We start from the raw sequence: 21,594 nt of genomic DNA, 5'->3' as shown, positions 1-21,594 counted from the left end.
AGACCGCTTTTCACTTCTGTCTGCGCGAAAAAAAACGCCCGGTATACAACCAGGCGCTTTTTCGTCTTAAGCTTTGTCTTCCGCAGACTCGGTATCGCTGTCAGCTTCGACGTCCGCTGACACCTGCGGTTCCCTTTCGACAGGCACCACAAGCGGAGACTCAGCATTCATCATCTTGGCCAGCAGGCCGCCAATACGCTGACGCATTTCACGGCGGTCAACAATCATATCAATCGCGCCGTGCTCCAGCAGGAATTCACTGCGCTGGAAACCTTCAGGTAACTTCTCGCGTACAGTCTGCTCAATCACCCGCTGTCCGGCAAAGCCAATCAGCGCCTTAGGCTCGCCGATGTTGATATCACCCAACATCGCCAGACTGGCAGAAACACCGCCCATTGTCGGATCAGTCAGCACAGAGAAGAAAGGCAAACCTTTCGCCGACAAACGCTCCAGCGCCGCACTTGTTTTCGCCATTTGCATCAGAGACATCAGCGCTTCCTGCATACGGGCACCGCCGCTGGCAGAGAAACAAACCAGACCGCAGTTATTGGCAATCGCTTCATCAACCGCGCGAACAAACTTGGCACCGACAACCGATCCCATAGAGCCCCCCATGAAGGAGAACTCAAAGGCACAGGCAACCACAGGTTGCTGTAACAATGTCCCTTTCATGGCCACCAGCGCATCTTTTTCACCGCTGGCTTTCTGGGCCGCTGTAATACGGTCTTTGTATTTTTTCGAATCACGGAATTTCAGGTGATCTTTAGGCTCCAGCTCCGCAGCAATCTCCACCTGGCCTTCTTCATCGAGGAAGGTTTCCAGACGGCGGCGGGCTTTCATGCGCATGTGGTGATCACACTTTGGGCAAACTTCCAGATTGCGCTCAAGATCAGCGTAATAAAGTACCTGTTCACAAGAGGTACATTTCGTCCATACCCCTTCAGGGATAGATGCTTTACGAGACGTTACAATGTTGCTTTTTGTGAGGATCTTTTCAAGCCAGCTCATGAATGACCTTTCATTTACATCTCCCCCGCCCTGTGGCAAGGGATAATCAATTCGATAATTTCAAGTCCGGAATTAAAACACAAACTCGTCTAAGTGTAGATAAAAAACTGGTTGTACCTTGAGGAAATAGAGTGTTAACGGGATCTTAGCTCAAGAAACTTGACCGACCAGTTAACGTCCGACTGAACCATTACAGCTCAGATTTCACTCAACCTCTGCAGACCTTGCCTGCGCGACAACCAGTCAGCGCGATATTGCGCGTTAAAACAGATCACCTGCTCACAAAAAGAGCGGGCCTGCAGAAACGCAGGGCAAATCATAGGCTTCAGGATAATCCACTTCAACCAAATATAAGCCTTCCGCTTTTGCGGTCGCACCCGCTAAAGTACGATCTTTCTGCGCCAGCAGCCACTGAATCCATTCAGGTTTTTCTTCGCCCCGCCCCACTTTAATCAGGCTGCCTGTGATATTACGCACCATATGATGAACAAAAGCATTGGCCTTAATATCAATAATGACGTAATGGCCCTGCCGGGTGACATTCAGGTGCATCACATTACGCCACGGGCTGCGGGACTGGCAAAACACCGCCCGGAATGAAGTAAAGTCATTCTCGCCCAGCAGGTACTGTCCGGCCTGATGCATTTTTTCAGCATCCAGCTCACCGTGATAATGGCTGATACCCGAACCAAGGATAGCAGGCCGCAGCGCATGATTGTAAATGACATAGCGATAACGTCTGGCGGTGGCGCTGAAACGGGCATGGAACTCATCCGGTACTTCCTTTGCCCAGCGCACAGCAATGTCTTTGGGCAAATGGGCGTTGGTTCCCATCGTCCAGGCCACCAGCTTGCGCGGTGTATCACAATCAAAGTGCACCACTTGCCCGGTACCGTGCACACCGGCATCAGTACGACCGGCGCATTGCACCTCTATGGTCTGGTTGGCAATTTTGCTCAGCGCTTTTTCCAGTCTGCCCTGCACACTGTCAACGTCACGCTGACGCTGCCAACCAAAATAGCGGCTCCCGTCGTACTCAATTCCTAAGGCAATTCGCATGTCTGCACTCTTACTTATCTGAAAACCCTGCCAGCGTGTCCGCCAGCAAAGCGAAAGCAGGGATTATAAAAAAAGCGCCAAAAGAAAAGAAGTCCGCATACGCGGACTTCCTGTTCAGTCTGATGAAATGATCAGCGATCCATCTTTAATAACAGATTCGCAGCTTCACGGCTGACATCGCCATCACCGTTTTCAGCCACATCCTCCAATAAAAAGTATGCCCCATCAGTGTCATTCATTTCCAGATAGGCTTTGGCCAAATCGAGTTTGCTGGCGTATTCACCCGCACCGTCGACATCAATATCGCCAATGCCGGCTAACACATCCGGAAACTCATCCAGCCCCACATCCAGCTTCAGCGGTGCTGAATCCAGTTCAGGATCCGACTCCCCTTCCAGCTCTTTCATCAGTTCATCGATACTGATGTAAGGCTCATTGTCACTTGCTGAGGCTATCAGCTGGCTCTCTGCCTGAGTATCTGCGACGTCCACAGGCTCGTCAGTCTGTTCAGAGAGCGGCGGCTGCTCCCCCCAGTCCTCACTTTCCAGTTCAGGCTCAGGGATATCCGCTCCCCAGATGGCGTTTTCTTCCGGCGACAGCTCCTGATCATCCAGCTCGGACAGCGGCACACTTTCATGTAGCAGCCACTGTTCATGCTCGAACTCATCGGGATTGTTTTGTTCTGCTCTGGGTTCAGATTCAGGCTGTGGCTCCGGCAAAGATTCAGGCTCAGCCGGAACGTCGGCATCAGGCAACGCAAGATCAGACAGTTCCCCCCCAGGCTCAGCATCCGCACTGTCTTCGGTGCGCATTGAAGGCAGTGTCTCATCGGATTGAAGCTCATCAAACGTCTGCATAGCTGGCAGTTCAAGCTCAGGTTCTGCCAGCAACGCCGCCATATCCAAGCCTGCGGAGTCGATCATTTCATCGCTCCAGGGTTCATTCAGCTCTGGCTCTGGCTCTGGCTGTGACTCTGGCTCTGGCTGAGGCTGAGGCTGAGGCTGAGGCTGAGGCTGGACAGTCTGTGCTTCATCGCCGTGCTTCAGTTCCTGCTCGTACTGCTCCAGCTCCATCTGCTCTTCAAATGAGGCATTCAATGCATCATCTTCATCAAACTCAGGCAAGGTCGTCGGATCAATCACCGCATATTCATACTGAGGTTTGCCATGCATAGGCACAGCTTGCCCGGAAGAAGCCTCTTGCGACGCAGAATCATCTTGTAATGAAGGAGCATCTTGCTCCGGTACTGCCTGCGCCGGTTCTGCTTCTGTCTCAGCCAGCTCACCGTTTCGCTCAGCAGCCTGCGCGGCCAGCTGTAACTGCTCCGAGACTTTATTGAGCGCGGCCTGGGCATCATCATCAGACCAGTCTTTGTCATCCTCATCGTCTTGCCACGAGACCGCTTCAGGATCGAGCAGCGCAGCTTCTTCGTCGAACTCCGGAAATTCCTCCAGGTTGAACACAGGTTCCTGGCGTCCGGCAACGGCCTCATCCCAGGCAGGATCGAGTGTTGCTTCGGGCTGCTCCGCTGCTGCATCCAGCGCCGAGGTATGTTCATGTACCTGCTCGTCGTCCACAAACTCAGGCTCTGCAGCCTGTACTTGTGTCTGAGCCTGCTCCTGTGCTTTAACCTGTGCCTCATCGACAGCCTTTTCAGCCAGCTCCGATTTCAGATACGGGTTCTGTTCTATCAACTGGCTGGCTTCATCGCTGTCGTGATGCCACTGCACGGTATCGTGATCTTCCGCCGACTCGGTGTCTGGTGAAGCCGGTGCAGGCTCAGCAACCACATCCTGAGCGTCAGGTGCAGTGTGTTCCGCAACCTGCTGGGCAAACGTTTCTGTTGCTGCCCCTTCATCTGCGTCTTGCTCAGCAGACACACTTTTCTCTGGCTCTGCTTCAGTATCGCCAATCTCAGTTGCAGGTGCTTCGCTGTGTGAAACCGGTTCATTCACAGCGCCTGAATCCTCGGCTTCGATATTGTCGTCCGGGGCCGAATCTGCGCTGTCAGATTCCATAACGACTGAGTCATCCGTCTGGACGTCACTCAGCAGGCTATCAATATCATCCTGCTGCGGGTCCGCTTCAACGGTCAGCTCATCCTGGCTGGCTGTCGTTTCTGGCTCAGATTCTGGCTCAAATTCAGATTCAGCGACTGCTTCTGCTTCATCAGTCGCCGCCTGAACTGCGGCTGGTGGTGGCGCTGCATCGGCCACTTTCTCAGCTTCGGGCTCAGCGTCAAAAATACCAGTGTCAGATTCATCAGGGGCAGAGTCTTGGGTCTCTGTACCATCTGAAACCGAGTCACCGACATCGGCCATGCCTTGAAGGTATTCTTCAGGCGGCTCGCTTTGTGTCTCAGTGTCATCCAGCTCACTTAAGTGCTCATCGACGGTTTTTTTTTCAGAAAAAATCAGATCGTCGATGTCATCCGCACTAACAGTATCCTCTTCCTGAGGGTCTTCCTCATCCAGTGTCAGCAGCTCATCGAAAACATCTTTGTCTTCATCTGTGTTTTCTTCAGCATCCAGCTCAGGATCGATCTGCTCGTTGGGGTTATCTTCATCCAGCAACTCGTCCAGCAGGACCGTACTGTTTTCATCCAGCTCAAAGTCGCTGTCAGCATCACTTTCCTGATCATCAATCAGCTCGTCCAGTAACTCGGTGCTGCTGGCATCCAGGTTGAAGTCACTATTGAGATCGTCCAGTTCCCAATCCGCTTCAGCACTGTCATCCTGAATGCTGTCAGCCCGGGCATTGTTAACCGCAGAGCTGGCGGGCTCATTTTGCACGTCACCTTCACGTTCAAAATCCTGCATCAGTTCATTGAGAATGTCCTGATCCAGCATGCCGAGCTCAATACTGTCGGCTTTATTACCTGTCAGTTCACTGTCAGCAAAGGCATCGAACAGATCGTCATTGCGCTTGTCTTCGACGGGCTTTGCCGGCAATGCGTCCTCGTCTTCCAGTAAACCAACGGCAAGATCAAAGTCCGTTTCTTCGTTATCCTGTGCGCTGAAAGGCTTGTCCCAAATGCCACTCAGACTGTCTTCTTTTTCCTGCGGCGGCGCCTGATCAATCTGATCCAGTGCACGCTCCATATCCTGGAGACCAATGGCCTGATCGTTGTTCTTAACCGAGATATCACTCTTTGGCAATTCATTGCCAAAGGCGTCATCCAGCCCGTCCGTCAGATCCAGCTCATCAAGCTCTGCATCGTTATCATCAAACAGGTTGTCCGAGAAGATCGGATTGTCCTGCGGCGTCTTATCATCAAACAGATCGTCAAGACTGCTGTCTTCACTGTCCAGCCCCAGATGCGGTTCATCATCGTCCAGATCAGTGACTATAGGCTTAGGCGCTTCTTTGCTTACCTCAGCGACAGGGGGAGCTGTGTCTTCCTCTTTACGGCGCCGGCCAACGAAAAATGCCAGTAAGCCTGCAATTAAACTGCCGGGAATCAAAGCAGCACCTGCCAGTGCCCACGGGTTTGCAACCAGTTTATCCAGCCAGTGAACTGGCGGTTGTTCGACCAGCGGCGCGTCAAGCTGGCCTTGCTGCACTTTTTGCTGGGCAATGAATGACTGAATTTCGCCGCGCAGCTCCTCGTCACCCGCCAGCTGTTCTTTCAGCGCACCAATTTCATGCTGCATTTCAGACAAGCGAACACGAAGCAACTGATTACTTTCGCGTAATTTGGTCAGCTCTTCATCTGAGGTGTCAAGCTGCTCCTGAAGCGCAGGCGAAAGGGCACCGTTCGCCGTACCTGCGGCAGCGGCGGCAACACCCGCTGCAGGCGCGGTGGATGACACTGCTGGTGCGGCTGGGCGTTCTGGCGTGCTGGCAGCCACTGAAGGAGACTGAGCCTGAACCTGTGGCGCAGGTACGGCCGGTTTCGGTGCTGGCGCCGATCTGGGTGCAGAAGCTGAGCCTGTCCCCGACGTACCTGCTGATGCAGAGGCCGGACGGCTATTATTACCTCCGGTCGTATTGCCCGCGTTACCCGCGCGCGCGCGCGACTGCTCACGGCGCTGAAGATCAGTTTCTACGCGATTGCGTATCTGATCGGCATTTTCCGCCTGAATCTGAGCCATGGTCGGCATTCTCAGGCGGCTACCCGGGATCAGGCCATGAATATTGCTGTCAGTGAAGGCATTGGGGTTGGCACGGAAAATTGCCCCGAGGACCTGATAAATAGAAACGTTGTCATTGGGCTTATACCGCGACGCAATGGACCATAAGGTTTCGTTTTCGCCTGTCGGGCCGTAAATACCGACAGAGCGATTGCCGGGAGCCGTCGCTGGACGCGACGTGGCCGCGCGAGGCTGAGTCACAGCGGGTCGGGGCGATGGCGCGGGTGACACCGCAGGCGCCGGTGGTTGTACGGGCTCAGCAACCTGATCGGTCGGCCCCATAATTCGAACAGTGTTCGCTTGAACGGCGACAGGAAGCTGCAAAGCCGCCGATGCGATAACCACCGGTAAGATGGCACGTTTCATTTTATTTGATGAGTCAGACACTGCCTGCTGTCCTCTCTGGCAGAGATAGTAAACTAGGAATTCTTCGGCCTGTAGCCAGAATACTTGAGCGTAAATGCAAAACGACAGGCGTTTGTGAACATTAAAAGTGATTGTTGCCTGCCATGGCTTGATGTCAATCACCATGCCCGGCTTTTACTGTGAAGATCAAGAAATTGGCTAAAGGAACTCAAAGGCGTGCTCATTCGCACGCCTCTGAATCGCCGGGTGTATCCGGCCGCTTGGTGGCCGGAACAACTCGCTTTGTGTCTTACAGGTATTCCTGGATCAGTTTCTCTGCAATCTGCACGCTGTTGGTCGCTGCACCTTTACGGACGTTATCCGCCACCACCCACATATTCAGACCACAAGGGTGACTGATATCTTCCCGGATACGGCCGACCATGACATGGTTTTTGCCGATAGCGTCCACCACCTGAGTCGGGTACTCGCTGCCGTGGAACACTTCGATGCCATCGGCATTTTCCAGCAGGCTGATCACTTCTTCAATAATCACAGGCTGACAAGTTTCCACATGCACAGCTTCCGCATGGCCGTAGAATACCGGCACACGGACACAAGTCGGGTTCACGCGGATATTGGCATCGCCGAGAATTTTCTGGGTTTCCCACACCATTTTCATTTCTTCTTTGGTGTAGCCGTTATCCATGAACTCGTCGATCTGCGGCAGGCAATTAAAAGCAATCTGCTTAGAGTAGACTTTGTTTTCCACCGGCAAACCGTTCAGCAGCTTGGACGTCTGGCCAGCCAGTTCATTCACGCCACTCTTACCCGAGCCTGAAACAGACTGATAAGTCGCCACGTTAATCCGGTCGATGCCATAAGCATCATGAATCGGCTTCAGGGCCACCAGCATCTGAATCGTCGAACAGTTCGGGTTGGCCACTATGTTGCGATTACGAAAATCGGCCAGCGCTTCCGGGTTCACTTCCGGCACAACCAGTGGGATTTCAGGGTCGTAGCGGAAGCATGAGGTATTATCAATCACCACCACACCCGCGTCGGCGGCAATCGGCGCCCAATGTTCAGAGGCCTCAGAACCGGCAGAAAACAACGCCAGCTGCACCTGCGTCCAGTCGAAGTCTTCGACATTGGTCACACGGGCACTTTTACCCTTAAATCGCAGCGTCTTGCCCGCACCGCGCTCGGAGGCGAGCAGATACAGGTTACGGACAGGAAAATTACGCTCCTCCAGCACCTCAACCATGGCTTCCCCAACGGCACCGGTGGCTCCGAGAATGGCAATATCAAATTCCTGACTCATGGTGTTTCCTCAACAGTAAAACCTAATTTAGCCAGCGACTCTAACCCAAAATGCCCCTGACCTTCTACTGTGACCGCACTGTATTCGCGTCGATCCCAGTAATTTTTTCGCATCTTATCGAATTCCGACGCCATACCGGCATCATCGACCGCCTGCATCTTACGGCGAAAGAGGGCGTCATCCTTTCTGACATCATAGATCAACTGAATCAAGGTGAAGAGCGTGTCTTCATCCCACTCTCTGCTCAGCCGTGCCAAGGGCACAGGCGCAACCGGTAACAATTCTGCTGCTTCTACTCTGTCGTCGCGGCCAAGAAATTCGCAGAAGCTATTGAAAATCATAGTCGTGCCACGGGCTTTGCCTTCCAGGCCGTAACCTGCCACATGGGGGGTGGCAAATGCCAGCAAAGGCAATAGCTCGCGATCAACCAAAGGCTCATGCTCAAACACATCCAGTACCGCCGTCAGTGCTTTACCCTGACCGGTTTGCGACTGCTGCAGGGCATGTTTCAGTGCCAGGCTGTCGACTATAGGGCCCCGGGCGGCATTGATCAAAATCGCCCCGTCTTTCAGGCGGGAAAGAAACGCCTGATCCACCAGGTGATGAGTCGGGTAATCGCCCTGCGTTGTCAACGGTGTGTGCAGGGTGATGACATCGCATTGCTTAATCAGAGTGTCCAGCGAGGCAAACTGCCGCGGATCACCCTCCGCTTCTTTGAGGGGATCATTGAGCAAATAGCGGATACCTAAGGCATCCAGACAGCCTGCCAGATACGAGCCGACATTGCCGGCCCCGACAATCCCTACCGTTTTGTCGAAAATCGAAAAACCCTGCTGCTGGCCCAGCACCATCAGGCTGCTTAGCACATATTCAGCCACCCCGACCTTGTTACAGCCCGGCGCGGCTGTGTAGGCAATCCCTTTCGCTTCCACCGCGGCCTGATCAATATGGTCCTGACCGGCGGTTGCCGTGCCAATGAAACGCAGCTTGTCGGCTTTTGCCAGTAAATCGGCATTCACTTTGGTGACCGAACGTATCATGAGACCATCAATATCAACCAGATCTTCGGCTGTCAGTGTGCGGCCAGGCTTGGCGATAACCTCACCTAAACGACCGAACAGTTCAACCGCATAAGGCATGTTTTCATCTACAAGGATTTTCATTGGGGCTCCGAAAAAGTAGCGCGAATCAATTGCGGACTAGCATGGGAAAAAATTGGCTGATGTCAAGAAAAGCTCAGACTGACTAGCCATTCTGTAACGACAAAAAAACCCGGTATAAATACCGGGTTAAACATCCAGGATGGGGAAGAACACTCGATAAGTGCCGCGTCTGAATACTGGCGCGATACAGGAAACCCTGAGTATCGCGCCGCCCTGGAAATCAGGGGATACAGACTCTGCATAAAGCATCATCTGTATGCCGGCTTATCAGGCTTCGTATTTCTTGATCACCAGCGTCGCGTTGGTGCCGCCGAAACCAAACGAGTTCGACATCACGGTTTTCATCTTGGCATCACGGGTTTCACGCACAATGTCCAGGCCTTCTGCCGCCGGGTCCAGATTATCAATGTTAATGCTCGGGGCAATAAAGTCATTGTCCAGCATCAGCGTGGAGTAAATGGCTTCATGAACACCGGCAGCACCCAGAGCGTGACCTGTCATGGCTTTGGTGGCTGAAATCGCCGGACTATTCTGGCCGAACAGTTCCTGAATGGCACCCAGCTCTTTCACATCACCCACAGGCGTTGAGGTGCCGTGTGTGTTGATGTAATCGATAGGTGCATCCAGATCCTGCATCGCCATCTTCATACAACGCACTGCGCCTTCCCCTGAAGGGGCAACCATGTCATAACCATCCGATGTCGCGCCATAACCGACGATTTCACCGTAAATTTTCGCGCCGCGTGCCAGAGCATGCTCCAGCTCTTCCACGACAACCATGCCGCCGCCGCCGGAAATCACAAAACCGTCGCGATCGGCATCATAGGTACGTGATGCTTTTGATGGATCGTCATTGTACTTGGTTGACAGCGCGCCCATGGCATCGAACATCATGGTCAGTGACCAGTCCAGCTCTTCACCGCCACCGGCGAATACAACGTCTTGTTTGCCCAGTTGAATCAGCTCCAGCGCGTGGCCGATACAGTGCGCAGATGTCGCACAGGCAGAACTCATGGTGTAGTTGACACCACGAATCTTGAATGGGGTTGCCAGACAGGCAGACACGGTGGATGACATAGTACGAGGTACCATGTAAGGGCCGACACGCTTCACACCTTTCTCACGCAGAATATCTACGGCTGCAACCTGGTTATACGAAGATGCGCCACCCGAACCGGCCACCAGACCAGTACGTTCATTAGAGACCTGCTCTTCAGTCAGACCAGCATCTTCAATTGCCTGTTCCATAGACAAATACGCGAAGGCTGCGGCATCGCCCATGAAACGCATTTTTTTACGATCGATATGATCAGCCGGGTTCATTTTCAGGTCACCCCAGACATTGCTGCGCAGTTTTGCGTCTGCAAACTGCTGAGAAAAGTTAATGCCTGACTTACCTGTTTTCAGAGAATCCAGTACCTCTTTCACATTGTTACCGATACTGGATACGATACCCATGCCTGTAATTACGGCTCGTTTCATGATGAATTCCTACTGTCATTTAACGCGGTGATGATAACGGGTTTAGTAAGCTTAAGTGGTCAGCTTTCCCCGTGATCGGTTACAATCCGCTACTTATCGTGGTCAGTTGATGATCTTTTACCAAAGTTTGCCTGTAAGACATAGCGGCATTTCACATTTCTTGCTTAAAAAATCATCACGTTATCTTTACTAAGAGGTTTTCTTTTGTCCCATTCGTCGCCTAAACAGATTGAAAATGCCGTTCTGGACTGGAACGAAGCCGGTACGCCAGTTTCTCACGATTTCGACGACGTGTATTTCTCCAATGCCAACGGACTCGAAGAAACACGTTATGTCTTTTTGCAGCAGAATGGGCTGCCGACGCGCTGGGACACCTTTGACCGCCGCCGATTTGTTGTGGCAGAAACCGGCTTTGGCACGGGTCTGAATTTTCTTGCGGTCTGGCAATGGTTCAAAGCCTTTCGTCAGGCGAACCCGGACGCCAGTGTTAAAGAGCTGCATTTTATCAGTTTCGAAAAATTTCCTGTCACCCGTGAGGATCTGATCAAAGCCCATGAATCCTGGCCTGAGCTGGCCGATCTTGCCCGTCAGCTCCATGCTCATTATCCACCGGCCGTTGCCGACTGCCACCGCCTGGTGCTGGAAGATGGCATGATCACCCTGGACCTGTGGTTTGGTGACATTAAAACCTCTCTTCCTCAAGTATGGACCCCAGCAGGCGGGTTAGTCGACGCCTGGTTTCTCGATGGTTTTGCCCCCAGTAAAAATCCTGAGATGTGGAACCAGGATCTCTTCAACGGCATGGCAGCACTGGCCCGCGAAGCCTGTACCGCCGCCACATTCACCGCCGCCGGTTTTGTCCGCCGCGGACTGAACGATGCCGGTTTTGACATGAAAAAAGTCAAAGGGTTCGGCTACAAGCGAGATATGTTGGCCGGCACCTTGTCTGAACGCCGCCAGGGAGCCAGTTTTGCCCCCTGGTATGCCCGCCAGAGCGCTGCAGATTTATCCGATGTGGCTATCATTGGCGGCGGAATAGGATCAGCCGCGACCGCACTGGCACTGGTGCGGCGCGGCGTTCAGGTCAGCCTTTACTGTGCCGACGCCCTGCCCGCAGAAGGAGCATCAGGCAATCGCCAGGGTGCTGTCTACCCGCTGCTGAATGGTTCCAACGATGCGCTCAGTCGTTTCTTTGCCCCGGCTTATCTCTACGCCCGGCAGTTTGTCGAACAGGCTGCTGCAGTCAGTGATTTCAGCCATGACTGGTGCGGCGTCACTCAACTGGCCTGGAATGAGAAAACGGCAGAAAAACTGGATAAGATGCTGAGCGGCGGCTTTCCGCAGGATGTCGTTCATGCCCTGGATGTCGAACAGACTCAGGCCATCACAGGCGTAACAACCGGTCACCGCAGTGTGCACTACCCGCTTGGCGGCTGGCTGTGCCCGCAAGCGCTGACACGCGCCCTTATTCAACAGGCACAGGCAACAGGACGTTTGTCGCTGCATACTGATACTGACATCACCAGTCTGAGCCAGAATGACAGCGCTCGGTGGTCGCTGATCAGCCGTGATAACCGGCAATTCATCCATTCAACCGTGGTTGTTGCCAATGGGCATCGCTTTGCAGAATTCGCGCAGACCCGGGATATCCCTGCCTACTCAGTACGTGGTCAGGTCAGCCATGTGCCCAGCCAGGGTGAACTGGCGCAATTGAAATCGGTTCTGTGTTACGACGGTTATCTGACGCCGGTAAACCCAGACACACAGACGCACTGTATCGGCGCCAGTTATCGCCGCAACAGTACCGATCTGAGTTTCTCGCCAGAAGAACATCAGGATAACCAGACGCGGCTGGCAGAATGTCTGCCCGCTGTTGACTGGCCAACAGCCATCGATGTCTCCGCACAGGATGCCCGAACCGGTGTTCGCTGCGCCAGCCGGGATCATTTGCCTTTCGTCGGGGATGTCTGCCGCTTTGAGACGCTGCTGAGTCAGTATGCCGAACTGCGGGAGCAGCAAAGCGAAGCCGCGGATGTGCCTGTCTATTCCGGACTCTATGCCATGATAGGACTGGGTTCCCGCGGTCTCAGCTCAGCGCCGCTGCTGGGCGAAGTGCTGGCGTCCCAGTTATGCGGAGATCCACTGCCACTACCTCTGAGTGTCCTTGATGCTCTGCATCCGGGACGGATGTGGGTACGCAAATTACTCAAAGGAAAAGCGGTAGAAAGCTGATTCAGCAATATGCGTCATGCAAAATGTGGTAGCGCACAACCGTAATGGCTCTCCCCATTTACGTGGGAAGAGCACTCAATACCCGGCAGTGATACCGCTCAGGCGAGGTTCAGACTATTGCTGATTGGTGACCGGCGGCGCAGGGCTATCATCACCGCCGCCGGTGTCCGATAACGCAACACCTATCACCACAGCGGCCACCCCGACAGCAACCACAGTGGCCGTTAAGCCCCCTGCTGATGCCGCAGACGCCGTAGTGATGCCCGCCGCAGACCCTTTAGAGGCAGTTGCCGACGAGGTTGTCGCAGAAGATGTCGTTGCCGAAGAAGGGGTCGTCACTGGGGTTGATGTGGCCTTAGGCACAGCGGGCACTTCTGTTGCCGTTTCTGCCGCACTTACACCCACACTCATCATCATTCCAGCAACTATTACTCCAACCGCCATTAGCGCAATGACGGGCTTTCGGGAATCGATCCCCGTAAGGATTCTTGCAAGAGTTCTCATAGCAGTCCCTGACCATCTCAAATAACCAAAGAGGTAACTCAAGTATAGACAGGGATGCTAATTTTCTGTGATCTATGTCGAAATCAAACCGCAAGAAAAGTAAGACACTCACTCATTTTGGTCGGAACTCTCTGATTAATCAGCCCCAAACAGATCACGGGTGTAGACTTTCTCAAGCACATCTTCCAGCTCTGGCGTCATTCGGTTCGACACAATGACATCAGACATTGCCTTGAACTCCGCTAAGTCACGAATCACCGCAGAATGAAAGAATTCATCGTCTTTCAGCACAGGTTCGTAAACAACAACATCCACACCTTTGGCTTTAATGCGCTTCATGATGCCCTGAATCGATGATGCCCGGAAATTGTCTGAGCCGCTTTTCATGATCAGGCGGTACACCCCCACCACCCTGGGTTTTTTGCGCAAAATGGATTCAGCAATAAAGTCCTTGCGGGTGGAATTGGCATCAACGATGGCCCGGATCAGGTTGTTCGGCACTTCCTGATAGTTTGCCAGCAATTGCTTGGTGTCCTTGGGTAAACAATAACCGCCGTAACCAAACGAAGGATTGTTATAGTGGGTGCCAATACGCGGATCCAGTCCTACCCCCTGAATAATCTCACGGCTGTTCAGGCCATGCGCGGCGGCATAACTGTCCAGCTCATTGAAATAAGCCACCCGCATCGCTAAATAAGTATTGGAAAACAGTTTCACCGCTTCCGCTTCGGTCGAATGGGTGAACAGCACCGGAATATCGTCTTTAACCGCGCCTTCGATCAGCAGATTTGCGAAGGTTTCAGCCCGCTGCGATTGCTCACCTACAATAATGCGTGATGGATACAGGTTATCGTACAGCGCCCGGCCTTCACGAAGAAACTCAGGTGAAAACAAAACGTTATCAGTACCGAACTCTTCTTTTACCCGTTGGGTATAACCGACAGGAACCGTGGATTTAATCACCATCACAGCATCAGGGTTGATGGTAATAACATCGCGTATCACAGATTCCACTGATGCAGTATTAAAATAATTGGTCACCGGATCATAGTCGGTTGGCGTTGCTATGATGACGAAATCGGCATTTTCATAAGCGAGGTGTTTATCTGTCGTGGCCGTCAGGTTCAACTCACGGTGTTTGAGGTATTCGCTGATTTCTGTATCAACGATGGGGGAGAGCCTCTGATTAAGCTGATTTACCTTCTCTTCTACAATATCCAGCGCAATAACCTGATGGTTTTGTGCCAGTAATACAGCATTCGACAGGCCAACATAACCTGTTCCCGCTACTGTTATTTTCATTATCTGTCCTCAAACTCTGCCTACTTAACAACAATGATAGCCCCAGCTTAATGGGTTGATATGGAATGCAGATGACAAAGCCCATTAAACGGATTGAATATACTGCTCAGCTATCACTGTGTTATCGCGCAGAATAGAGTATCGAAAGACAGTCCTGATGCAAGCTATGACTTAATCCTGGTTCAGGTTTGCGCAAACTATCACCTTTGCATCCGGTTTGACCTTTTGCAAGCGTCGCGCCAGTGCTTCCTGAGCGGGTCTGTCGCCATGAACCAGACGAATTTCAGCAGGCCCTTTTTCAATGCCCTTCACAAAACGGATCAGATCCCGCTGATCGGCATGGGCTGAATACCCCGTCATAGTGTGCACTCTGGCGTTCACTTCAATGCGATTATTGTTAATCATCACTTCTTTGGCGCCATTTTGCAGCTCCCGGCCCAGTGTGCCCCTGGCCTGATAGCCAATAAGCAGCAGATCGGTTCTGGGATCAGGCAGCAAAGCCTCCAGATAATTCATGATCCGCCCGCCACTGCACATCCCGCTGGCAGCCACAATAACGGCCGGCTCTCCGCTGGCCTGCAGACGGTTAACCAAGCCGATATGATCGCTGTGTGCATCAATCTGGGTGCACTGATCAAAGTCCAGCGGGTGGCGACCGTTATCCAGCCTTGCCTTGGCTTCTTTGGTCCATAACCGCTTAAAGCCCTGATAGGCTTGAGTGATTTTCATGGCTAAGGGGGAATCAAGCACAATCGGCAAATTGAGCCACGGACTCTCCGCAGAGGGCTGGCTGATTTCATTGTTTACAATGTTTTCCAAATCAAAAAGCAGTTCCTGAGTGCGTCCCAGACTGAACGCCGGTATCAAAATAGCCCCGCCGTCTTTTAACGACTGCTCGACCACGCTTTTTAACGCCTGCTCTCTTGTTGCCACGCCAGGGTGACGCTTATTGCCATAGGTGCTTTCCAGCACCAGTACGTCAGCATGCAGCGGCGGTTCAGGGTCGACCAGCAGCGGGGTATTACTAGGGCCAAGATCGCCGGAGAACACCACTTTCTGGCGATCAGACAGCAGTAACTCGACATAAGCCGAGCCTAAAATGTGGCCTGCCTGGCGAAATGACAGGCTGACATCCTGGCCATCCGGCAGCATGATCTGCGCCCGGCAATCAAATGGCACAGGTTTTAGCTGAGAGCGCACCAACCGGATAAAGGCTTCGCACTTTTCATCGCTCAATCCCAGTTGCAATTTCAGTCCATCTTCGAGCATCAAAGGCAACAAGGCTGCTGTCGCTTCTGTGGCATAAATCGGCCCGCGAAAGCCAGCCGCTAATAACCAGGGAATACGGCCGACATGATCGATATGACAATGAGTCAGAATAAGTGCCCGAATGGGCTCAACAGGAAAGGTAATATCGTTGCTGACTTTGGCTTCCTCGCCCTGAAACACACCGCAATCGATTAGCAGACTGTATCTTCCTAGCTGTAGCTCATGACAAGAACCGGTCACCCCGTCCCTAGCTCCATGGTGTAAAATATTCACCTTATTCCCCTGGTATTAAGAGATTAAATAATTCACCCAGCATGACAAAGTTAATGACAGGTGAAACATTAACAGCAAAATTGCGCGACTGAATTCACGAAAAACTTTCATGCCCAACACAGGTTAATTTCAAATATTCGACGGCATGTCCGTTTAGTCAGGCCGCATCAGGTTCAGTCATCCTTTTGACCTTACTTTTCACCGGGCTTTTGTCCGTTTTTTTACTGGACGCTTGCCCGGCTTTTACCACGCTTTAAGTGCCATTGCGTAATTCGTCACCCGCTCAAAAAACACCCGATGCACAGAACCAAGGCTCTATGGCAGGTATCAAATTGCAGAAGAAACTAATGAAGCAATTCACAGTTTTCATCATTAAAAAATGAAATGCACATTGTATCTGGGATCAAGGCTTTATTTATTCAGCAATTCATTTATAAAGCTTATCGCAATAAATTACTGCGCGAACTGGCCGACAGACCAGCGCACAGATAGCAAGCTCGATTGCAGCCAATAATAAAAGGCACATTGAAAGTAGCCTCAGGCTCTCATATTTATTCAAAGGAAATATCATGAAAAAGTCAGTTTTGGCGACACTTATCATATCCTCGCTGGGATTAACCGCCTGTGGCGGTGGCAGCGGGAGTAATAAAGATAGTACAGGCTCCAATACTTCACCAACAGAGATCACCACGGCAGGTGTCGTCAATAAAGGGATAGTGAAGTCAGGCCAGGTCGCCGTGTGTGAAGCCACAGTCGCCAATACCAGCCAGCAACACTGTGTTTCTCCGTTGCTCACGACAACAACAAATGAAAAAGGCCAGTTTTCTCTGACAGGTCTTCCAGCCAATAAAGCCCTGCTGGTTGTTGTGACCAAAGGCACAGGCACCCAAATGAAATGTGACTACGTTGGCTGTCAGGATGCGAGCGGAAATCCGATTGAATTCGGCGAGTGGATGACAGTTCCAGACGAATTCAAACTGCTGGCCGTTATTGCTTCTTCAGGTGAAATCAAAACCGCCAATGTTAACAGCCTGACCAATCTGGCAGCTAAAAAAGCCATTGAACTGACCGGCGCTTTGGATCTGACGACTGACATAGTCAACAACAGCAATGCCATTATCGGGAAAGCGCTCGGCCTGACCAAGCCCATCACGGAAATGGGCTCAGTAGACATTACCGATGCGAGTGCCATTGCCGGTTCAGACAACGAAGATCTGCGCGCTGCCATTCTGTCGGCATCGATAGAACAAAGCCGCAAGAGTGGCAGTGTCAATATTGATGACTTAATTGACTATGATGCCAATGGCAAACTGGCCGTGAATAAAAATGTCGTCAGCCAGATCCAGGCTGATACCACTCAGGTAGTCAGTCAGGCAAAAGCCCATGCGAATAATCAGGGCAACACGGGTTCAAAACTGGATAATGCCGAGCAGGATGTTTCAGCCATTAATCCGGATAATATCGAGATTGGTATTGATATTGACAAACCCGTCGCTAACGCCGTCGTGCAGGCCAAAGACTTCATCAAACAAATCCGTACTGTCTATACTGCCGCGTCTGATGGCGGGGATCTGAATACCGGGCTGACAAACTTTGCTGACGAACTGGGCGATATAAGCAGTATCGCGCAGGAAGATACAGAAATGTTGCTGGAAAATGTCAATGGCGCCATCATTGCCATTAGTGAAGCCATGAAGCCAGATGCCAACTTCGAAGGCAGTATGTTGCTCACCAGCAACAACTACTACGTTTATAAAGACGGTGACCAGTATACCGTTCAGCAAAATGGCGTATCGCTGGTGGCAACAGGCTCTTACGACCATAGCACCAGAACAGTTACTGAAACCGACCAGAATTGTAGTTACTCAGATTACTGCACGAAGACTTCAACAGAAGAAGTGCATACTAATATCACGCTAAACGAGCTGGCTGCATATTATAATGACGCTTTAATACATGCTTCCGAAAGTCATGTTGTGTTGAGCGCCAAGATCACCAAAGAAGAGAAAAGAAACTATAGCAATCCTTCAACTGAGATCCATGAGTCCGAGTGGAGTACCTCGAAAGCCTCTCAGGTAAACACCTTAAAGCTTCAACTCTCTGAGGCAACGCTTGCATATTATAGCTACCAGGAAAATACACCATTCCAGAATACTTTTACGGGAAATATCACTCTTATCGCCGATGGTCTTTCTTCTGCCGATTTCAATGGTTATGAATACAGTGGATATTGGGATGGTACGGGCACTGATTGGTCCAACGAGAACAAAGACAGCTCCATCATCGAAGCCAAAAGCCTGACATTTAAAATTGATGGTGTTATTGCTTCAGACGATCAGGCAGTTTCAGCCTTGATGGATATCAGGCTAAATAACATGGGTGGTTATGTGCATCTAAAAGATATCACCCACATAACCAGTGGCCGTTACTGCGATTGGTGGTCTGACTGGGACAGCAGTTGCAATACAGTAAGTGAAGAAGTCATCACTGAAGAAAGTGTTGAAACCAAAGACAGCTTCATCAGAGCCAACGTCAAAATGGCACTAGGCGCTAACATTCTGAACGCTAACAATACTCCAGTTGCGACTGGCCTGTCGCTGGACATCTCCCGCAACGATTACAACCTGATCGAAGTGGATGCCGGAGTGACTTATAACGGTAAAGACACTTACCTGAGCACCAGCTACAAGCCTTACAGTGACAACAACACGCCTTATGTCTCGCTGCGCGATGGTAAAGGCCTGGTAGCGACCCTGACCGAAAAAGGGGAAGACGATATTGGCGGCACCATCTATGTGAACGGTAAATCGACCGGGACTATCAGCACGACCAACAATAATCTGTTGCTGATCCGTTATACCGACGGTTCCTTCGAGTCAATGTAAGCGATTTGCCCATTCATTCTTTTAGTCACGAGCCCTGATCTGTCAGGGCTCTCTTGTTGTAATTATGATGCTGACGACCTTAACAACCCTTACCGGCCTGAGCCTGCTGCCTCTGGCGCCGGGAACAGCGACCGACTCAGTCGCCCCATTCGTTCAGATAAACTCGCAAAGCTACGCCGAGAACAACAGTATTTATGCTTTGGTCAAAGGCAAGGAAAGTGATTATCAGGGCTCAAATCACGCCTTCACCTTTAACGAAGCCGCCTTTGGGCTGCGCTATCACAATGTGACGCTCAGCTACCTTTACCGCTATGAATGGTTTCTCAAACATTCCCCGGATGCACTGTTGCTCTATGGGGATTCCCTGAACCGGACAGACATGGTGCCCGGCAAAACCTATCAGGTGGATTTGAATGTTAACCATACCATTCAGCAAGGCATCCGCCTCGGCTGGCGTATGGAGCCGGCTGACAACCTGGCTTTTTATGTCGCAGGCAGCTATCTGAAGGCCACCGACTTAATGGAAGGTCAGCTACATGGCCAGGTTCAGCGCAGTGCCAGCGATGATATCAGCGGTCAGCTGAACCTGGACTATGTCTATGGTGAAGATGTACTGCTGGACCGAATTGCAGACAAACCCACCAGCCGCTACGGCTTCAGTACCGATCTGGGATTTGACTGGCACATTAACCGACACTGGTTTCTGTCGGCCTTTGTGCAGGATGCCTATGGCGAAATCATGTGGGATCGTGCGCCTTACACCACAGCCGTTGCCAACACCGCCACGGCAGAAACCGACGAGAATGGCTACATCAACATCAACCCTATCGCGAGTGGCTTTGAAGGTTACAAAGAATACAAACAGCGGCTGACCCCCAAGTACACAGGCCGCTTAGCCTACCTGTTTGGTGATACCGCATTGTCGGCCAGCCATTTTTATGGCTATGGTGCGCAATTAACGGATCTCGCTGTCAGCCATGGCTGGAGTACGGTCAGCACCCGGCTCTCGTATACCCTGCAGAGCCAGGCCATCGGACTGGCCCTCACCCACAGATACTGGTCGATGCAGGTGATCAGTGACAATCTGGACTACCAGCAAGCCAGTCAGCTGACCGTGATGCTGTCGGGCCAGGTGCCTTTCTGATGACGCCTTATTGGTCATGATTTGGGAGCAGAAAACGGCTGAAGCAACGCCAGCACTTCAGCCGTTTTCGTTTTCATCAGCGCGGAATCGCCACGGGACTCGACATTCAAACGCAAAACGGGTTCGGTATTTGATGCCCTGAGCTTAAAGCGCCAGTCAGAAAAACTCAGACTGATCCCGTCAGTCTGATCCAGTGCCAGTGCGTCCGGCTCGTACACAGCTCGGACTGTCGCGATGGCATCGTCAGTGTCAGTGACCGTCAGATTGATTTCACCGGAGGCCGGATAAGCCCGAACCCTGTCCGCGACCAGTTCTGACAGACACTGTCCTTTTACAGACAACAGCTGTGCCGCCAGCAACCAGGGGATCATGCCACTGTCGCAATAGGCAAAATCGCGAAAATAATGGTGGGCACTCATTTCACCGCCATATAGGGCGTCTTCCTGCCGCATCCTTTCTTTAATAAAAGCATGACCGGTTTTCGACTGGATCGCCTGTCCGCCATTGGCCGTGACGATATCGACCGTATTCCAGGTCAGACGAGGATCATGAATGATTTTGCTCGGCCGGGAGTCATTCGGATCTGCGGGCTGCTGCAAAAAAGCTTGTGCCAGCAAACCGACAATATAATAGCCTTCGATGAATTGGCCCTGCTCATCGAACAGAAAGCAGCGGTCAAAATCGCCGTCCCAGGCAATGCCCATATCGGCCTGATGCGCCCTCACCGCTTGTGAGGTCGACGCCCGGCACTCAGGCAATAACGGATTGGGAATCCCGTGAGGAAAAGTGCCATCGGGCTCATGGTGGATTTTCACAAACTCAATGGGGATCCGGCGCTGACCAAATTGCGCCTCCAGCGCATCAATCACATGTCCCGCCGCACCATTCCCCGCGTTCACTACCAGCCGCAGCGGTGTAATCTCTGACGGTGCGATATAAGACAGCAGGTGGTCAATATAGTCATTCAGCACACACTGGTGACGCAGCTGGCCGAGCTGATCGGGCGCCGCAAAATCATTTCTTTCAGCCAGTATGCGAATATCGTGTAAGCCCGTGTCGCCGCTGACAGGTATCGCCCCGGCCCTGACCAGCTTCATGCCATTGTAATTGATCGGATTATGGCTTGCCGTCACTTCAATCCCGTCAACAAGCAGGCTTTGCGCCGCGAAATATACCTCTTCTGTGCCGGTCAGACCGAGATCGATCACATCCACTCCGGCATCCATCAAGCCTTGCGCCAGTGCCATTTTCAGTGACGGCGATGACTGCCGCACATCGCCGCCAATCGCCACCGTTACTGGCCGGAAATGCTGGCCGTACGCCCGGCCGATCCGGTAAGCGATGTCCTCGTTCAGCTCCCGCCCCAGCTCACCGCGGATATCGTAGGCTTTAAAACAGGTGAGTCTTTCCATGCCGGCCTCCGTTTACCACTCGTACTTACACCCTTGCTACCCCGTCATTTCCCTGCTAA

General features: G+C 52.1%; 13 protein-coding genes. 3 read left to right on the top strand and 10 right to left on the bottom strand.

Features of this window, described 5'->3' with window-relative positions; genetic code table 11:
• Positions 1 to 66: 66 nt before the first annotated feature.
• From accD to fabB, 6 genes are all read right to left on the bottom strand, one after another.
• Positions 67 to 1,008 (bottom strand): acetyl-CoA carboxylase, carboxyltransferase subunit beta, encoded by a 942-nt coding sequence (gene accD / locus IFO68_RS06090; protein WP_192015093.1) that lies wholly within the window; start codon positions 1,006 to 1,008, stop codon positions 67 to 69.
• A 279-nt stretch (positions 1,009 to 1,287) separates the two neighbouring features.
• Entirely contained in the window at positions 1,288 to 2,067 is a 780-nt protein-coding gene (gene truA / locus IFO68_RS06085) for a tRNA pseudouridine(38-40) synthase TruA (protein WP_192015092.1), read from the bottom strand.
• Positions 2,068 to 2,198: 131 nt separating this feature from the next.
• Positions 2,199 to 6,587 (bottom strand): FimV/HubP family polar landmark protein, encoded by a 4,389-nt coding sequence (locus tag IFO68_RS06080; protein WP_192015091.1) that lies wholly within the window; start codon positions 6,585 to 6,587, stop codon positions 2,199 to 2,201.
• 268 nt (positions 6,588 to 6,855) lie between these two features.
• Positions 6,856 to 7,869, bottom strand: coding sequence for an aspartate-semialdehyde dehydrogenase (locus IFO68_RS06075; protein WP_192015090.1), 1,014 nt, complete (start codon positions 7,867 to 7,869; stop codon positions 6,856 to 6,858).
• On the bottom strand, positions 7,866 to 9,032 hold the full coding sequence (locus IFO68_RS06070) for a 4-phosphoerythronate dehydrogenase (RefSeq protein WP_192015089.1): 1,167 nt from the start codon (positions 9,030 to 9,032) through the stop codon (positions 7,866 to 7,868). The genes IFO68_RS06075 and IFO68_RS06070 overlap by 4 nt, the downstream gene beginning before the upstream one ends.
• Positions 9,033 to 9,299: 267 nt before the next feature.
• Entirely contained in the window at positions 9,300 to 10,514 is a 1,215-nt protein-coding gene (gene fabB / locus IFO68_RS06065) for a beta-ketoacyl-ACP synthase I (protein WP_192015088.1), read from the bottom strand.
• 204 nt (positions 10,515 to 10,718) lie between these two features.
• Here fabB and mnmC point away from each other — a divergent pair, with 204 nt between their 5' ends.
• The gene (gene mnmC / locus IFO68_RS06060) at positions 10,719 to 12,746 is read left to right on the top strand and encodes a bifunctional tRNA (5-methylaminomethyl-2-thiouridine)(34)-methyltransferase MnmC2/FAD-dependent 5-carboxymethylaminomethyl-2-thiouridine(34) oxidoreductase MnmC1 (protein ID WP_192015087.1); all 2,028 of its coding nucleotides are present in this window, start codon (positions 10,719 to 10,721) and stop codon (positions 12,744 to 12,746) included.
• 114 nt (positions 12,747 to 12,860) lie between these two features.
• Here the strand turns inward: mnmC and IFO68_RS06055 are convergent, their stop codons facing one another.
• The 3 genes from IFO68_RS06055 to IFO68_RS06045 all read right to left on the bottom strand — a co-directional run bounded on the left by IFO68_RS06055 (position 12,861) and on the right by IFO68_RS06045 (position 16,094).
• Entirely contained in the window at positions 12,861 to 13,250 is a 390-nt protein-coding gene (locus tag IFO68_RS06055; RefSeq protein ID WP_225445090.1) for a hypothetical protein, read from the bottom strand.
• 135 nt (positions 13,251 to 13,385) lie between these two features.
• Positions 13,386 to 14,552 carry a nucleotide sugar dehydrogenase gene (locus IFO68_RS06050; RefSeq protein WP_192015086.1) on the bottom strand — a complete coding sequence of 389 codons (1,167 nt, stop codon included), beginning with the start codon at positions 14,550 to 14,552 and terminating at the stop codon, positions 13,386 to 13,388.
• Between the two features lie 171 nt (positions 14,553 to 14,723).
• Positions 14,724 to 16,094, bottom strand: coding sequence for an MBL fold metallo-hydrolase RNA specificity domain-containing protein (locus IFO68_RS06045; protein WP_192015085.1), 1,371 nt, complete (start codon positions 16,092 to 16,094; stop codon positions 14,724 to 14,726).
• 569 nt (positions 16,095 to 16,663) lie between these two features.
• On the opposite strand from IFO68_RS06045, the gene IFO68_RS06040 reads away from it, so the two are divergent.
• Both IFO68_RS06040 and IFO68_RS06035 read left to right on the top strand, forming a co-directional pair.
• Positions 16,664 to 18,979 (top strand): hypothetical protein, encoded by a 2,316-nt coding sequence (locus IFO68_RS06040; RefSeq protein WP_192015084.1) that lies wholly within the window; start codon positions 16,664 to 16,666, stop codon positions 18,977 to 18,979.
• A gap of 64 nt (positions 18,980 to 19,043) precedes the next feature.
• Positions 19,044 to 20,123 carry a hypothetical protein gene (locus tag IFO68_RS06035; protein WP_192015083.1) on the top strand — a complete coding sequence of 360 codons (1,080 nt, stop codon included), beginning with the start codon at positions 19,044 to 19,046 and terminating at the stop codon, positions 20,121 to 20,123.
• Between the two features lie 14 nt (positions 20,124 to 20,137).
• Here IFO68_RS06035 and IFO68_RS06030 read toward each other — a convergent pair whose 3' ends face one another.
• A complete protein-coding gene (locus IFO68_RS06030; protein WP_192015082.1) occupies positions 20,138 to 21,535 on the bottom strand; it encodes a phosphohexomutase domain-containing protein in 1,398 nt (465 codons plus the stop codon).
• Between the last annotated feature and the right edge of the window lie 59 nt (positions 21,536 to 21,594).

This window comes from Photobacterium arenosum, from assembly GCF_014841115.1.
GTDB classification, from domain to species: Bacteria; Pseudomonadota; Gammaproteobacteria; order Enterobacterales; family Vibrionaceae; genus Photobacterium; species Photobacterium arenosum.
This window is presented reverse-complemented; position numbering and strand designations above follow the sequence as displayed.

What these genes read in the sequence shown, in the direction of transcription:
- IFO68_RS06070 (WP_192015089.1), bottom strand. Translation starts at nt 9,032, where the DNA reads ATGAAAATCCTTGTAGATGAAAACATGCCTTATGCGGTTGAACTGTTC.
- IFO68_RS06075 (WP_192015090.1), bottom strand. Translation starts at nt 7,869, where the DNA reads ATGAGTCAGGAATTTGATATTGCCATTCTCGGAGCCACCGGTGCCGTT.
- fabB (WP_192015088.1), bottom strand. Translation starts at nt 10,514, where the DNA reads ATGAAACGAGCCGTAATTACAGGCATGGGTATCGTATCCAGTATCGGT.
- accD (WP_192015093.1), bottom strand. Translation starts at nt 1,008, where the DNA reads ATGAGCTGGCTTGAAAAGATCCTCACAAAAAGCAACATTGTAACGTCT.
- IFO68_RS06030 (WP_192015082.1), bottom strand. Translation starts at nt 21,535, where the DNA reads ATGGAAAGACTCACCTGTTTTAAAGCCTACGATATCCGCGGTGAGCTG.
- truA (WP_192015092.1), bottom strand. Translation starts at nt 2,067, where the DNA reads ATGCGAATTGCCTTAGGAATTGAGTACGACGGGAGCCGCTATTTTGGT.
- IFO68_RS06040 (WP_192015084.1), top strand. Translation starts at nt 16,664, where the DNA reads ATGAAAAAGTCAGTTTTGGCGACACTTATCATATCCTCGCTGGGATTA.
- IFO68_RS06050 (WP_192015086.1), bottom strand. Translation starts at nt 14,552, where the DNA reads ATGAAAATAACAGTAGCGGGAACAGGTTATGTTGGCCTGTCGAATGCT.
- IFO68_RS06055 (WP_225445090.1), bottom strand. Translation starts at nt 13,250, where the DNA reads ATGAGAACTCTTGCAAGAATCCTTACGGGGATCGATTCCCGAAAGCCC.
- IFO68_RS06035 (WP_192015083.1), top strand. Translation starts at nt 19,044, where the DNA reads ATGATGCTGACGACCTTAACAACCCTTACCGGCCTGAGCCTGCTGCCT.